This window comes from Duganella callida, assembly GCF_004614165.1.
GTDB lineage: Bacteria > Pseudomonadota > Gammaproteobacteria > Burkholderiales > Burkholderiaceae_D > Rugamonas > Rugamonas callida.
In genome coordinates, this window is sequence record NZ_SPVG01000245.1 from 1 (window position 1) to 14,247 (window position 14,247).

The window sequence follows — 14,247 nt, forward strand, 5'->3', positions numbered from 1 at the left end:
GCCTCGGACCGCATGGCTGGCAGTGGCGCGCGGGCGGCGGCTGGCTCGCGCAAGCGGGCGGACAGCGGCGCATCCTCGGCCGCTGTTCCGCGCTCACCGCGGGGCGGCATGGCCAGCGAGCGCGTTATTTTCAGCAGCAGGCGCGGACCGCCCTGCGGCTCGCGCAGCGACTTGATCACATAGTGGCCGCCGAGGGGATCATAGCGGCAGTCGAACGCAGCCTTGGGCCGCACCTGCGCCACCGGTGTTGCGTCCGGGCCGTCGTTGAGGATCAGGATGGCGGCATCCGGGCCGAATGGCCAGCCCGGCGCCACGGCGGCCGCCTCGCCGCCGGCGCCGCCGATCAGCGCCAGGCGCTGGTTCGGATAAATCGGGCAGACCGGATGCCAGATGGCGCTGTCGCGCGATACGCTGACGTTGTACAGGATCTTCTCGTCGGCCGCGGGCAGATACACGGCATGGCCGAAGCGTACCTGCACCTCGTCCGGCGCCAGCGCGCTGTCGCCCACTACGTCGTAACGCACCTGGTCGCTGCCCAGCAGATCGCCGAAATCCTTCTGGTGCAGCGCTGCCAGGGTCTGCGCCAGATCGCGCGCGCGGGCGCCGCGCGTCAGGTGGTAATCGTCGTCGATGTCTTCCTGCGGCAGCACCAGCGTCACATGCGAGAAGCAGCGGGTGACGGCGCGGCCGCGATGTTCGCGCGGACTGCGCTCCAGCAGGTCGCGCAGCAGCGGACGGCGCGAAAACAGCGCCAGGCCGGGGGCCTGCCAGATGGCCTCGGCGTTGAAGACATCCGGTATGCGTCCCAGGACGGCGTGTTGTACGTAGGTCGGCATGATTCATACTCCTTCTGAAGATGGCGCGCTGATCGCAATCAGCGTGAGCAGGGGGCAGAGGAAAAACAGCAGATGGCTGCCGCCCGCCGACAGAAAACTCATGGGCTGGCCCATGATGGGGAAGATCGCCAGGTTGGTCCCCCACGACAGCAGGAAGTGGCCGAGCACGAAGGCGCCGCCGCCGCACAGCATGAAATAGCGGAAGCGGCCCTGCCAGGCGTGGCGGAAATTGCGCGCGACCGCGCCAACGCGCAGCGCATGTGCGGCGGTCAGTACGATGCCGATCAGGAACGCCGCCTGCGTCAGCCAAAGCAGCAGCCCGCCCAGCAGCCCGTGGCGGTTGAGGAAGAAGGAGGCGGCGAAATCATCCTGCACGGCGGGGATCTGCACCGCGGCGCCGGCCGGTTGCCCGAGCGCGCGCAGGCCGAACCAGTGATCGGCGCCGAACCAGCCGCCTTCGCCGATGGCGCGTGCACCCAGCAGCAGTTGCTGGCCGGTGTGCGGATGTTCGGCGGGGTTCAGCCAGACCAGGAAGCGGTCGGCGTAAAAACCCCAGCGTATCAGGTCGTCCGTGCCGCTCATCCGCAGCCAGGCGATGGCCACCACCGCCAGCAGCGCCAGCGCTGTCAGGCCGGTGCTCAGCACGCGGTTGCGGGCGGCGACGGCGTAAGCCAGCCCCATGCCGGTGCTCCACACCAGCAGCAGGATCAGCGGCGAGAAGTCGTCCACCTGCACCAGCGCGAGGCCGAGCAAGGCCAGGAACAGCAGCGCCGGCGCGATCAGCCGCAGCCAGCGCGCGCCGTGATCGGCCAGCCGCTGCGGCCCGCTGTGCCAATGGAAGCGCAGCGCCAGGCAGTGCGCGCTGAGGGCGGTGAGCGCCAGCTTGGCCAGCTCCACCGGCTGCAGATCGAACACGCCGGTTTCATCGCCCCACAGCACCTGTGCCGCCAGCGCCGCCAGCGCGACGACGGCGAACAGCGCGAGCAGCCATTCGATGGTGTGCTGCCGCAGGTGGGCGCCGCGCGCGCTCCGATGCTGCATCCACAGGCGCGCCATGCCACCCAGACCCGCCCCGATCGCCAGCATGGCCGCACTTTTCTGGTAGTAGCGCAGCCAGGAGGATTCGGGGGCGCCAAGGCCCAGTTCCAGTTGCGCCAGCAGGCCGGCGGCCAGCAGGACCGCGCCGGCGGCCGTGGCCAGCGTCAGACGGCCCGGCAGGGCAAGCCACATCAGCAGCGCAGTCGCGCCGATCAGCAGCGATGCCGCGGCGCTCGGCGCATATCCTGCCCGTTGCGCGATCAGCGCAGTCACGCCGGTAAGCAGCAGCGCGGTGGCAGCCACACCGGCCGGCAGCGCCGCAAGCGGTGATGCCGCGGTAGCCGATGCAAGTCGCGCCGCGCCGGAGCTGGCCGCGGCCCTTGCGACCGTCGTACCGGCCTTGCGCGCGTCAGGCCTGCGCACCTGATTGGTCTGGCGATGCCGCCGGTTCGCCGCGACGCGGACGACGACACTGCCCGACATGCTCGCCGCGCAGATTATCAGTCCGATCCACACGGCATCCATATGGTCACCGTGCCACAGCGTGCGCTGTTGCCAGGTCCAACGAACCTGTTCCGGCAGCCGCTGGTCCGGGTCGCTGAACAGTTTTACATGGCGGCTTGGCCGCAGGCGCAGTTGATCGCCGTCGATGGTGATCTGCAGGCGCGTATGACCGATCATCAGCGCGCTGACGCCGTCCAACGACGCTTCCTGCGTACGCAGATCCGTCTGGCCGGCGCCGTCGGTCACCAGCACCGCCGCGCGGTCGCCGTCGGGATTGCCGGCCAGGAGCTGCAAGCGCCCGTTGATGCGCGCGATCTGCGCCGCGCCGGGCGTCACCTGCGCCAGGCCAAGGCGGTTGTCGCAATACAGATTGCCGCCGAACGACAGCGGCCGTGCTATGGTCAGCGCCAGCGGCATGACGCGGTTCCATACCGACAGCGCCCTGGTGGCCAGATGCGCGTCGGGACAATCGGCCTGCTGCACGCCGTCGCGGTACAAGACCGCGCCGTCGTAACGCCATGCATGGCCATCGCGCGTGAAGGTTGCCGCACGAGCGTCGGCGGAGCGCAGCGCGAACATGGCGCCGTCGATCTGGAAGCGGCGCAGTTCGTGCAGGGGCGCGCTGCCCAGCCGCTGATCGCCGCCATCGCGCAACAGCACCACTTGTCTGGCGCCGCTCAGATTGCGGATGGTCCAGCGGCCGCCGCCATCGCGCCGCAGCGCCAGATGTTGTCGGTCGGTTTGCGGCGCGGCCAGCTCGCGTTGCCCCAGCACGATGCTCTCGCCGCGCGCGAGCTGGATGGTGATCTCGGCCGGCAGCCACGCCGCCGGCGCACGCAGCAGCGCCAGTGCCTGCAAGGCCGCCAGTGCCGCGAGCAGTGCCAACGTCAGCGCCAGTCCGCTGTGGCGGAACGCCGCGCGCGATACCGTCGCAAGCATGGCGCCCAGACTTTGCGCGGCGGAGGGACGCGGGGGATGGGCTGTGCGCAGCGGCGCAGTTGCACGCATCATGCCGTCCCCCGCATGGTTTGCCAGCCGTTGACCGCTGTCGGCCGGCGCATGCCGATCGCGGGATCGACCGCGTCCAGCACGCCGCGCTCTTGTCGCTGCCCCTGGATTGCCTGCAGCATGCGGCTGATCTGAATCGCATGGTGTGGACGCTTGAGTGGGTCGATGTGGAGCAGGGCGCGTAACAAGGCCAGCGCGGCATCGCGCTGCGCATCGGGCACGGCGGCGGCGAAGCGCGCCTCTTCGTCCTCCCGCAGCGCGGCGGGAACCGCGCCGCCATTGGCGCTGCGCAGCAGATCGGCGCCGGCCACGTGGTGCTCGCGATAGGCAAGTCCGCAATCGGCGCAAAAACGCAGCGGCGTGCCGCCCGTGACGAGGAAGTACAGCAGCGCGCCCAGCGAAAAATAGTCGCTGCGCGCGCCGGTCAGGTAGCCGCCGCTGTCGGCCGGGAAGAATTGTTCCGGCGCCTGCCAGTTGGCGGTGCCGGCATACGAGTGCATGCGCAGATCGGCCAGCTCGCGGTTGGTGCCGAAATCGGCCAGCTTGACGGTATTCAGATGGGGATCGAGCAGCACATTGGCCGGCTTCAGGTCCAGATAGCGGAAGCCGTATTGGTGTACCTTGGCCAGCGCCTGATTCAGTTGCGCGATCCAGGCCAGCGCCTGCGACAGTGGCGGCGACTCGCCTCGGCTTTTCAGCGCGATCATGTGCCGGCCGAGGTCAGTGCTCATCAGCTCCAGCGCCAGCACCGGCAAACCCTGATGCCAGCCGCTGTCCAGCAGGCGCACGATGTGGCGCTCGTCCCACGGCTCCAGCGATTGCAGAAAGGCGATCTCGTTGCCGGCCGACGCGATCCAGCGCGCCCGCTGCTCGGGCTGGGCGCGCTCCATCTGTTCCTGGTTGATCAACTTGATGGCGACGTCGCGCGTCGCCCGCGGCCCGCTGGCGCGCCAGATGATGCCATAGGCCGAGCCGCCGATCTGCTCGCGCAAGCGGTAATGGCCCAGTTCCAAAGCGATGATTGCGTCTGCTGTCGTCATGATTTCCCCCGTCCGGCAGGTCTAGCGGAGGGGGAATGAAAAAAGCCCCGACTGACGATCGGGGCTCTTGTGTTCCTGAGTTACATAGCGCGCGGCTGGGTGCGGCTTAGCGGCGCCAGTGGTCGTGGTGGTGTTCCCAGCGTTCGCCGCGATATTCGCGGTATTCGCGATAGTACGGACGCGGTTCCACGTATACCACCCGTGGCGGCGGGGCGTAGTAGCGTGGGGGCGGAGCGTAATACACCGGCGCCGGACGCTCGTAATATACCGGCGCGGGCTGCTCGTACACGCGGGTCTCCACATAGCCACGGCCGCCGCGGTAATAACGGTCGTCCGAGGTGCGGAGGCTGTTGCCCACTGCCGCACCGACCACGCCACCGACAATCGCGCCATCGCGGCCGCCGGCGCTGTTACCGATGGCGGCGCCGACCACAGCACCGGCCACCGTGTTGAAATCACGGTCGCTTGCGAAGGCCGAAGTCGACAGCGCTGCGGTGGCCAATAACGCTGCACCCATCATTTTTTTGCTCAACATGGTTAGTCCCCTTGCTGCGGCCTCGAATCACCATGATCCGCTAGCCATGAGTCCACTATAAACCTCTGGCCGGGAAGCGCGAGCACTAATACACCTGCTTACAAAGCAAAGCCGCCGGTAATGGCTTGTAACATTTAGAGACGTCCGGCTTCCCACTCGGGGCGTAGCAGACTGAAAACGGTCACATCCTGATAACGACCGTTGATGAAGAACGCCTGGCGCAGCGTGCCCTCCGCCCGGAAGCCGCATTTCTGCGCCACACGGACCGAGGCGACGTTCTCCGGCGCCGACAGCAGTTCCAGCCGGTGATACTGATAGACGCTGAACAGGTAATCCACCAGCAGCCGGCATGCCTCCGTCACGTAGCCATGGCCGGCCAGCTTGGTCTCGAACAAACGGTAGCCGATTTCGCGCGTGGTCGGCGTGCGGCTCTTGAAGTGGGTGATGACGCCGACGATGTGATGCAGCGCGTCTTCGATCACAAACAGTTCGCTGTCCTCGGAGACGAAGCTGTTGGTCATGAACTCCTTGCGCATGGTCTCCGGCGACTTGAAGTGGGTGGAAAAATAATCGCCGCGCGAGGGCAGGTCGTTGACCAGCGCGATGAAGGTGTTCAGATCGGCGGTCACCAGGTGCCGGACAGTGCAGAGTTGTCCCTTGAGCATAGAGGCTTTCTTATACCAGTTGAAGATCCATGGTAGTGCAAGCGCGATAGCAAATCAACATGGATGACAAGCGCATCACGATCGGTTATCGTCTCCCGCTTACCCAACCATTAAAACAGGAATCGCATGAAATCCGTCTTCAAAAAATCCCTGTCGCTGACTGCTCTGGCCACCAGCCTGTTGAGCATCGGCGCCCACGCCGCACCGAACGACGCCGACACCCTGGCGCAGATCCGCGACAGCGCCATGAAGGACGAATGGGCCTACGAGCGCCTGTCCGACCTGACCGATCTGGTCGGCCCGCGCCTGTCCGGTTCGGCCGGCGCGGCGGCGGCGGTGGAACAGGTGGCGGAGGCGATGCGCAAACTGGGCGCCAAGGTCACGCTGCAGCCGGTCAAGGTGCCGCACTGGGTGCGCGGCGAGGAGAAGGCGGAACTGGTGGATTATGCCGGCCGTCCCGCCGGCATCAGCCAGAAGGTGGTGCTGACTGCGCTCGGTGGCTCGGGCGCGACGCCGGCCTCCGGCATCACCGCGCCGGTGATCGTGGTGCACAGCTTCGAAGAACTGAAGGCCAAGGGCGCGCAGGTCAAGGGCGCCATCGTGCTGTTCGACGTCGCCTTCGACCAGGAGATGGCGGACCGCGGGCATGCCGGCCCGGCGTATGGCGCCGGCTCGCGCATCCGCACCCAAGGTCCGAAACTGGCGGCCGAGCAGGGCGCCGTGGCGGCGCTGGTGCGCTCGGTCGGCGGCGCCAACTACCGTATCGCCCACACCGGCGCCACGCTGCTGGCCGATAACGCGCGTATCCCGGCCGCCGCCGTCACCGCCGAAGACGCGATGCTGATGACGCGCCTGGCCGCGCGTGGCGCCATGAAAATGCACCTGACCCTGACGCCGCAAACCCTGCCGGACGCCGACAGCTACAACGTCATCGCCGACCTGCCGGGCAGCGACAAGGCCGACGAGGTGGTGATCGTCTCCGGTCACCTGGATTCCTGGGACCTGGCCACCGGCGCCAACGACGACGGCACCGGCGTGGTCGGCGCCATGGGCGTGATCGAGACCCTGAAGAAGCTGAACCTGCAACCGCGCCGCACCATCCGCGTGATCGCCTGGATGAACGAGGAAAACGGCACGCGTGGCGGCCGTGGCTATTTCGACGCCAACAAGGACAAGCTGGACAAGCACTTCGCCGCGATCGAGTCGGACAGCGGCGGCGGCCGTCCGTTCGGCTTCATCGGCAGCGTGACACCGCAGATGGTCAAGTACTTCGATCCGCTGAAGACCGCGCTGGCGCCGATCGGCGCCGGCCTGTTCGAGCGCCACGACATCGCCGGCGCGGCCGACACTTCCCCGCTGGAGCGCGCCGGCGTGCCGGTGTTCGAGCCGCTGGTCGATTCCAGCAGTTACTTCAGCTACCACCACACCCCGGCCGACACCTTCGACAAGGTCAGCCCGCTGGAACTGAAGCGCCACGTGGCCGTGATGACGTCGCTGACGTGGTACCTGGCCAATATGGACCAGAACATCGGCCGCACGCTGAAGCTGGACTAAACCGCCGGACGGCGCAGGCGTGCGCCGCCCGCCAGGCGCTCGTGATAGTCTTCTTGCAAGAAAGGAGGCCATCATGAGCAAACTCCAGTACCGGGGCTGGGCCATCATCCCCAACGTGTTACCCACCGCCGATCAGCAATGGACGGCCAGTTGCGACCTCGCGCGCGTCAATGCCGACGGCGAGGAAGTCTTCGAGGCCGCGACCATGCAGTTCGTGCGCCCGAGCCAGGACGCCGCGCTGACCGCCGCCTGCGACGAGGCGCGTATCCAGATCGACAACCTGGTCGCCGATCCCCAGGTAAGGCTGGCTTAGTTGCCACGATCGGTGCCGCGATCGGCGCCATGGTCGGCGGCTGTGATAACATAGTCGTATGACCGTCCTGCTTCGTTCCTTCATCGTCTGGCTGATGCTGCTGGCGCTCCCGTACCAGGGATACGCCTCGGCGCAGATGATGCTGTGCGTCGCTCCGGCCGAGGTCGACGTCGGCATGCCGGCCGGTCCGCACGACCATGCCGCCATGCTGGCGGCCCAGGCCCAGGCCCACGCTCAGGTCCAGGCGCAGGCCGGACACCATGGCGACGAAGCATCCCACACCCACACCAGCATGAAGTGCAGCGGCTCCGCCTGTTGTGCCGGCGCCGCGCCGGTCCTGGCGCTGGCGGTCGTTGTCCCGGCGCTGCCGCCTGCCGCGCGCGCGGTCGCCTTCTACTCGGCCTACCTGCCCGCGGTCGACCTGGCCCACCCCGAACGCCCCCCTCAAAGCCTGCACGTCTGATCACGCCACAGCTCCGTCTATCGGCGCTGTGTCTTCCCATCGATAATCAGAGGTACAGGACATGAATCGTTTCCATGAATTCGCCGCGGGCGCCGGCCTGCTGCTGACGCTGGGCGGTTGCGCCACGCTGTCCGGCGACGGCGGCTTCGGCGCCGCCGCCGCCATCAGCGAACAGCGCAGCGGCGCGCGCGCCAGCGTCGCCGGCCGCCTGCCGCGCAATGACGAGGACGCGCGCGCGCTGGCCGCCGTGATCCGGCAAAAACTCGAACAGCCGCTGAGCGCGGACGACGCCGTGCAGGTCGCGCTGCTCAACAACCGCAGCCTGCGGGCGACTTACTGGTCGCTGGGCGTGGCGGAAGCGGACCTGGTGCAGGCCGGCCGCCTGCAGAATCCCGTACTGGACTTCAAGCGCAGTCGCGGCGACGGCGTAATTGGCATCGAACGCACGCTGACGTTCAACCTGCTCGGACTGATCACCACGCCGATGGCCGGCCGTATCGAAGGACGGCGTTACGAGCAGGTCAAGCTGCTGGTCGCCAACGCCGCGCTGCAGACCGCCGCCGACACCCGCCGCGCCTGGATCGACGCGGTGGCCGCCGGCCAGAGCTCCGATTATGCGCAGCAGGTCGAAGCCTCGGCCCAGGCCAGCGCCGAGCTGGCGGAGCGCATGCGCAAGGCCGGCAACTGGAGCGCGCTGGACCTGGCGCGCGAACAGGCGTATCACGCACAGACCGTGGCCGACGTCGCTCACGCAAGGCAGGCCGCCGTCGCCGCGCGCGAAAAGCTCACCCGGCTGCTGGGCCTGAGCGGCGAGCAGGCTATCGGCTACCGTCTGCCCGACCACTTGCCCGATCTGCCGGCCGCGCCGCGCGCCTTGGCGGACGTCGAGCAGACCGCCATCGACGAACGGCTGGATATCCGGGCCGCCCGGCTGGATACCGAACAAACCGCCGCCACGCTGGGCCTGACCAGGACCACGCGCTTCATCAACGTGCTCGATCTGGGGGCGGTGCGCAACACCGACGGCGGAGCCGCCACGCGCGGCTACGAGCTGACGCTGGAGATTCCGCTGTTCGACTGGGGCGCGGCCCGCGTCGCCCGTGCCGAGGCGACCTACATGCAATCGGTGAACCAGCTGGCCCAGGCGGTGATCGATGCGCGCAGCGAAGCGCGGGAAAACCATGCCGCCTACCGCAGCGCGTACGATCTCGCGCGGCACTACCGCGACCAGGTGATCCCGCTGCGCAAACAGATCTCCGATCAGATCCTGCTGCGCTACAACGGCATGTTGATGAGCGTGTTCGAACTGCTGGCGGACGCCCGCGAACAGGCCACCGCCGTCAGCGCCTACATCGGCGCGCTGAAGGACTACTGGACCGCGCAAGCCAACCTGGAGGCCGCGCTGGGCGGCCGTCTGCCCCCGACACAAGGAGTACAACCATGACCACCCGCAGATCGTTTCTGAGCGGCGCCGCCACCCTGATCGGCGCCGGTGTCGTCAGCAAGGCCGGCGCGGCCACGTTGCCGGAAGCGCCGGTGCAGTCCTCGGCCGCCACCCAGCCGCCGCTGGCGCCGCCCAACGGCCGGCCGTACAATCCTGTGGTCACGCTGAACGGCTGGACGCTGCCATGGCGCATGAAGGAAGGCGTCAAGGAATTCCACCTGGTGGCCGAACCCGTGGTGCGCGAGATCGCGCCCGGCATGACAGCCAACCTGTGGGGCTACAACGGCCAGAGTCCCGGTCCGACCATCGAAGTGGTGGAAGGCGACCGTGTGCGCATCTTCGTCACCAACAAGCTGCCCGAGCACACCAGCGTGCACTGGCACGGCCAGCGCCTGCCGAACGGCATGGATGGCGTGACGGGACTGACGCAGCCGGGCATCCCGCCCGGTAAAACCTTCGTCTACGAATTCGTCGCGCGCCACGCCGGCACCTTCATGTACCATCCGCACGCCGACGAAATGGCGCAGATGGCCATGGGCATGATGGGTTTTTGGGTCACGCATCCGAAGGATCCACAGCAGCACGCCGTGGACCGTGATTTCGTATTCCTGCTCAATGCCTACGACATCGATCCAGGCAGCTACACGCCCAAGGTCAACACCATGACCGACTTCAACCTGTGGACCTTCAACAGCCGTGCCTTCCCCGGCATCGATCCCATGGTGGTGCGCAAGGACGATCGTGTGCGCATCCGCGTCGGCAATCTGACCATGACCAATCATCCGATCCACCTGCACGGTCACACTTTCGAAGTGACCGGCACGGACGGCGGCTGGGTGCGGCCGTCGGCGCGCTGGCCCGAGGTGACGACCGATATCGCGGTGGGTCAGATGCGCGCGGTGGAGTTCATCGCCGACGCGCCGGGCGACTGGGCCTTCCACTGCCACAAGTCGCACCACACCATGAACGCCATGGGCCACGCGGTGCCGACCATGATCGGCGTCGATCACAGCGGGGTGGCGGAAAAGATCAATAACCTCGTGCCGGGTTACATGGTCATGGGCGACAAGGGCGGGGCGATGGGCGGCATGCAAATGCCGCTGCCGGAGAACACGCTGCCGATGATGACCGGCGCCGGTCCGTTCGGCAGCCTCGATATGGGCGGCATGTTCACGGTGGTGAAGGTGAGGGAAGGACTGGCGCGCAACGACTACAAGGACCCCGGCTGGTACCGGCATCCGGCAGGCACGGTGGCGCACGAGTGGAGCGGGGAACTGCCGCCGGCGCCGCGCGCGGCCGGCGCGCCGCCATCCAGTCCGGCGCAGGCGATGGACGTGAAGCGGGATGGGGATATGCATCACCATCATTGAGCTGACCGCGTCCGATTTGATCCAACGCGGCGGATTTGTTAGCATGCGGAGCTATATGACCTCATCCCGCCTCCCGGAGCCCATCGCGCTGCTGCCATACGTCGGCAAATGGACGCTGCTCGCCGGGCTGGTCGCCGTCCTGAGCGGCACGGCCTCCGCTTTTTTTCTGTTCGCGCTGGACTACGCCACCAACTGGCGCGAGTCGCATCCGTGGATCATCTGGTCGCTGCCGCTGGCCGGCTTCGCGGTCGGCTGGATCTATCTGAAGCTCGGCAGCAGCGTCGAAGCCGGCAACAACCTGCTGATCGACGAAATCCACGACCCCAAAAAAGTCGTCCCGTTGCGCATGGCGCCGCTGGTGTTGTTCGGCACCGTGGTCTCGCATTGGTTCGGCGCCTCGGTCGGGCGCGAAGGCACGGCGGTGCAAATGGGCGGCACCCTGGCCGACCAGCTCACCCACGTGTTCCGCCTGCGCCATGCCGAACGGCGCATCATCCTCATGGCCGGCATCAGCGCCGGCTTCGCGTCGGTGTTCGGCACGCCGCTGGCCGGCGCCATCTTCGGCCTGGAAGTGCTGGCCATTGGCCGCTTGCGTTACGACGCGATTTTTCCCTGCATGGTGGCCGCCATCGCCGCCGACCAGGTGGGCATGGCCTGGGGCGTGCATCACACGCATTACCACATCGGCAGCACCGCCCCGATCGACTTCCTCAGCGTAAGCGCGGTGCTGGTGGCCGGCATCGTCTTCGGTCTGGTGGGCATGGCGTTCGCCAAATCCACGCACGCCGCCTCGGGCTTCATGAAGCGCCATATTCCGTACGCGCCGCTGCGGCCGATGGCGGGTGGCGTGGTGGTGGCGCTGGCGGTTTGGTGGCTGGGCACGCGTTACATCGGCCTGGGCATTCCGGTGATCGTCGAAGCTTTTCAGCACCCGCTCGCGCCGCGGGACAGCATCGGCAAATTCCTGTTCACGGTCGGCTCGCTGGGCAGCGGATTCAAAGGCGGCGAGGTGACGCCGCTGTTCTTCATCGGCGCGACCCTGGGCAACGCGCTGGCGCCGTTGTTGCATCTGCCGTTTGCGTTGCTGGCGGGCCTGGGATTTGTCGCCGTGTTCGCGGGCGCGGCCAACACGCCGTTGGCCTCCACCATCATGGCGATCGAATTATTCGGTCCGCAAATCGGTCCCTTCGCGGCACTGGCGTGCGTCGTGGCGTACCTGTTTTCCGGCCATTGCGGCATTTATCGTTCCCAGCGCGTTGGCCTGCTCAAGCACCGTTTGCCGCCGGTGGCGCGCGACCGCCAGCCGCCGCTATCCTAGCTTGCGCGCCAGATTCTGCGCGTCGAACGGCGCGTGGACTTTGACGTCGTTATCGAAGTAGCAGTAGACATCGCGGCTGGCGCGCTTCGGTGGCGCCAGAGCGGAAATCAGCCTGGCGTCCCGCGGCTGGCTGCCGGCGCCCCAGGACTGGATGCGCGCAGCCCAGTGGTCCAGCGCCTGATCGCTGTAGCCGCTGCTGTACAACTGCTCCGCGCCATGCAGACGCAGATACATGAAGCCGGCGCTGATGTCCTCATAATCGGGCCACTTGCCGGCGGTATCGGCCACCACCAGCGCCACCTTGTGCTTGCGCAGCAGCGCCACGAAAGCCGGATCGTTATAGCTATCGTGGCGTACCTCCAGTGCGTGACGCATCTTGTGATTGGCGTCGACGTCCAGCGCCACCCGGCCGTCGAGGCGTGCATCGTGGCCGCGCGCCAGCGCCTGCGCTTCATGCAGATCGCGCGGCAGCAGACGGAAGAAGCGCTCCAGCCGGTCGGCGTCGAAACGGAAGGTGGGCGGCAGCTGCCACAGGAAAGGGCCCAGCTTCTCGCGCAGATTCAGCACGCCGGAGGCCATCACGTTCGCCAGCGCCTGTTCTGTTCCTTCGCCCAGCTTCAGGTTATGGGTCAGATAGCGGTTGCCCTTGTGGGCGAACACGAAGCCGGGCGGCGTGGCGTCGTACCAGGCCGCGTAGCTGGACGGCCGCTGCAGCGAATAGAACGATCCATTGAGCTCGATGGTGGACACCTGGCGCGAAGCAAACGCCAGCTCGCGCGCCTGCGCCAGCCCTTCCGGATAGAACACGCCGCGCCACGGCCGGTAGCGCCAGCCCGAAATGCCGATATGGATTTTGCCCATGCCGTGACTATAGACAAATCGCAGCGACGGCGAAGCACGCCTGCTGCCGCAGAGCCCGACGCGACACGCCCGCGGAAGACGGACATGCCGTAATCAGGTCGTCATGGCCTCACGAGTAACTTGAGAACGCCCACCCATCACGTATTCGTCACGCTGGCAACACGCTTACGCGCACTTGTCTGCTTTCTTGCGACGGGCGGCTACACCCAAAAGCGCCAATCCGGAAAGCAGCATGGCCATTTGCTCCGGTTCAGGTACCGACGAAGTGATGGAAATATTGTCCACGGTCACGTCGAAGTGGGCTGGGTCATAGCTGAAACCTGGCACCCAGGTGCTGAAGATCACTTCATCCACGTGCGATAGCACGCTGGACAGGGTTACGCCATCCGGCAGCGCCAGATCGGCACTGGCCGGGTTATAGCCTTTCCAGCCCGAGCTTGCCAATGAAGCCCCGGTATCCGCAATTGAAGCGGAAAAATGCTGAAGGCCGGTGCTGCTGTCCAGTACGCCCAGGGTTTTCCACACGCTGTTCCATTTGCCTGGCGCGATGTTCTGGCGCAGTTCGACCACGAAGTCGCGCGGGTATTGTGCGTTATCGAAGCCGCCGCTATCGATGGAGTGTGTGTTGACATCGATGCCGAAACTGACGGATTTTGCACTGGTGTAATCGCCAAGGAAATTCTGGTTGGTTGTATTCCAGAACAACACGCCCGTGTACAGATAATCGGTGTGCAGACCTGGGGTGCCATTGCCAACCGAGTTATCAATTTTGGTGCCGCCATCTTCACCCTGGAGTCCAACCCAACCTTCGGTACCGTTAGAGAAGTTCACCGTCGATGAGGAGGGGTTTGCAAAGGCGCTGGTGCCCGCAAGCGCCAACAGAATAGCCAACATATTTGCTTTGATCATGTTCAAAATCTTTCTCTTTTAACAATAGATTGTAAATAGCAGTAGGACAGCAGCGTGTCGCGACCTTTGTTTAGGCTTAAACGACCTATACAGTTTTCACTTGCGATGTCTCTATGTCAACTGTGCAAGGACTGATATTTAGACCAGTTGTTGTTTTTCAACCATTCTTAACTATTGGTTAGTGTATGACGCGGCGCACTGTTTCGTCTCTGGACCAACGCGGGATCGAGAAGGGCCGCGAGCGCAAGCGGGCGCTCGTTTGCCTATTGGCTGGATAGGAAGTTGTGCAGCTCCGGCCGGGTTTTCGAGCTGGAGCGGTGAGGGCGATGAGCGAACTGGAAGGTATGCTGCAAGCGCACAACGCGCAAGCAGCCAGAGTATTGCAATAG

General features: G+C 66.1%; 12 protein-coding genes and 1 pseudogene. 6 read left to right on the top strand and 7 right to left on the bottom strand.

Features of this window, described 5'->3' with window-relative positions:
* The 5 genes and pseudogenes from E4L98_RS24660 to E4L98_RS24680 all read right to left on the bottom strand — a co-directional run.
* Positions 1 to 836 (bottom strand): annotated as a pseudogene (locus E4L98_RS24660) (hypothetical protein); the annotation flags it as partial.
* Positions 837 to 839: 3 nt separating this feature from the next.
* The gene (locus E4L98_RS24665; RefSeq protein ID WP_229257554.1) at positions 840 to 3,389 is read right to left on the bottom strand and encodes an FtsW/RodA/SpoVE family cell cycle protein; all 2,550 of its coding nucleotides are present in this window, start codon (positions 3,387 to 3,389) and stop codon (positions 840 to 842) included.
* Complete coding sequence (locus tag E4L98_RS24670; RefSeq protein ID WP_135204182.1) at positions 3,386 to 4,426, bottom strand: serine/threonine-protein kinase; 1,041 nt, start codon at positions 4,424 to 4,426, stop codon at positions 3,386 to 3,388. The genes E4L98_RS24665 and E4L98_RS24670 overlap by 4 nt, the downstream gene beginning before the upstream one ends.
* 106 nt (positions 4,427 to 4,532) lie before the next feature.
* Entirely contained in the window at positions 4,533 to 4,961 is a 429-nt protein-coding gene (locus E4L98_RS24675; RefSeq protein WP_135204183.1) for a YMGG-like glycine zipper-containing protein, read from the bottom strand.
* Between the two features lie 134 nt (positions 4,962 to 5,095).
* The gene (locus tag E4L98_RS24680) at positions 5,096 to 5,626 is read right to left on the bottom strand and encodes a GNAT family N-acetyltransferase (RefSeq protein WP_135204184.1); all 531 of its coding nucleotides are present in this window, start codon (positions 5,624 to 5,626) and stop codon (positions 5,096 to 5,098) included.
* A 126-nt stretch (positions 5,627 to 5,752) separates the two neighbouring features.
* Between E4L98_RS24680 and E4L98_RS24685 the strand changes: the two genes are divergently transcribed.
* The 6 genes from E4L98_RS24685 to E4L98_RS24710 all read left to right on the top strand — a co-directional run bounded on the left by E4L98_RS24685 (position 5,753) and on the right by E4L98_RS24710 (position 12,088).
* Positions 5,753 to 7,180 carry a M20/M25/M40 family metallo-hydrolase gene (locus E4L98_RS24685; RefSeq protein WP_135204185.1) on the top strand — a complete coding sequence of 476 codons (1,428 nt, stop codon included), beginning with the start codon at positions 5,753 to 5,755 and terminating at the stop codon, positions 7,178 to 7,180.
* Between the two features lie 73 nt (positions 7,181 to 7,253).
* Positions 7,254 to 7,493 (top strand): hypothetical protein, encoded by a 240-nt coding sequence (locus E4L98_RS24690; RefSeq protein ID WP_135204186.1) that lies wholly within the window; start codon positions 7,254 to 7,256, stop codon positions 7,491 to 7,493.
* A 58-nt stretch (positions 7,494 to 7,551) separates the two neighbouring features.
* Positions 7,552 to 7,956, top strand: a complete 405-nt coding sequence (locus tag E4L98_RS24695; protein WP_135204187.1) for a hypothetical protein — start codon at positions 7,552 to 7,554, stop codon at positions 7,954 to 7,956.
* Positions 7,957 to 8,017: 61 nt separating this feature from the next.
* Complete coding sequence (locus E4L98_RS24700; RefSeq protein WP_135204188.1) at positions 8,018 to 9,400, top strand: TolC family protein; 1,383 nt, start codon at positions 8,018 to 8,020, stop codon at positions 9,398 to 9,400.
* The gene (locus E4L98_RS24705) at positions 9,397 to 10,770 is read left to right on the top strand and encodes a multicopper oxidase family protein (RefSeq protein WP_135204189.1); all 1,374 of its coding nucleotides are present in this window, start codon (positions 9,397 to 9,399) and stop codon (positions 10,768 to 10,770) included. Before E4L98_RS24700 ends, E4L98_RS24705 begins: the two co-directional genes overlap by 4 nt.
* A 55-nt stretch (positions 10,771 to 10,825) precedes the next feature.
* On the top strand, positions 10,826 to 12,088 hold the full coding sequence (locus E4L98_RS24710) for a voltage-gated chloride channel family protein (RefSeq protein WP_135204190.1): 1,263 nt from the start codon (positions 10,826 to 10,828) through the stop codon (positions 12,086 to 12,088).
* Here the strand turns inward: E4L98_RS24710 and E4L98_RS24715 are convergent.
* Together E4L98_RS24715 and E4L98_RS24720 are read right to left on the bottom strand one after the other, a co-directional pair.
* Entirely contained in the window at positions 12,080 to 12,949 is an 870-nt protein-coding gene (locus E4L98_RS24715; protein WP_135204191.1) for a DUF72 domain-containing protein, read from the bottom strand. The genes E4L98_RS24710 and E4L98_RS24715 overlap by 9 nt on opposite strands.
* A gap of 165 nt (positions 12,950 to 13,114) precedes the next feature.
* Positions 13,115 to 13,858 (bottom strand): PEP-CTERM sorting domain-containing protein, encoded by a 744-nt coding sequence (locus E4L98_RS24720; protein WP_229257555.1) that lies wholly within the window; start codon positions 13,856 to 13,858, stop codon positions 13,115 to 13,117.
* Between the last annotated feature and the right edge of the window lie 389 nt (positions 13,859 to 14,247).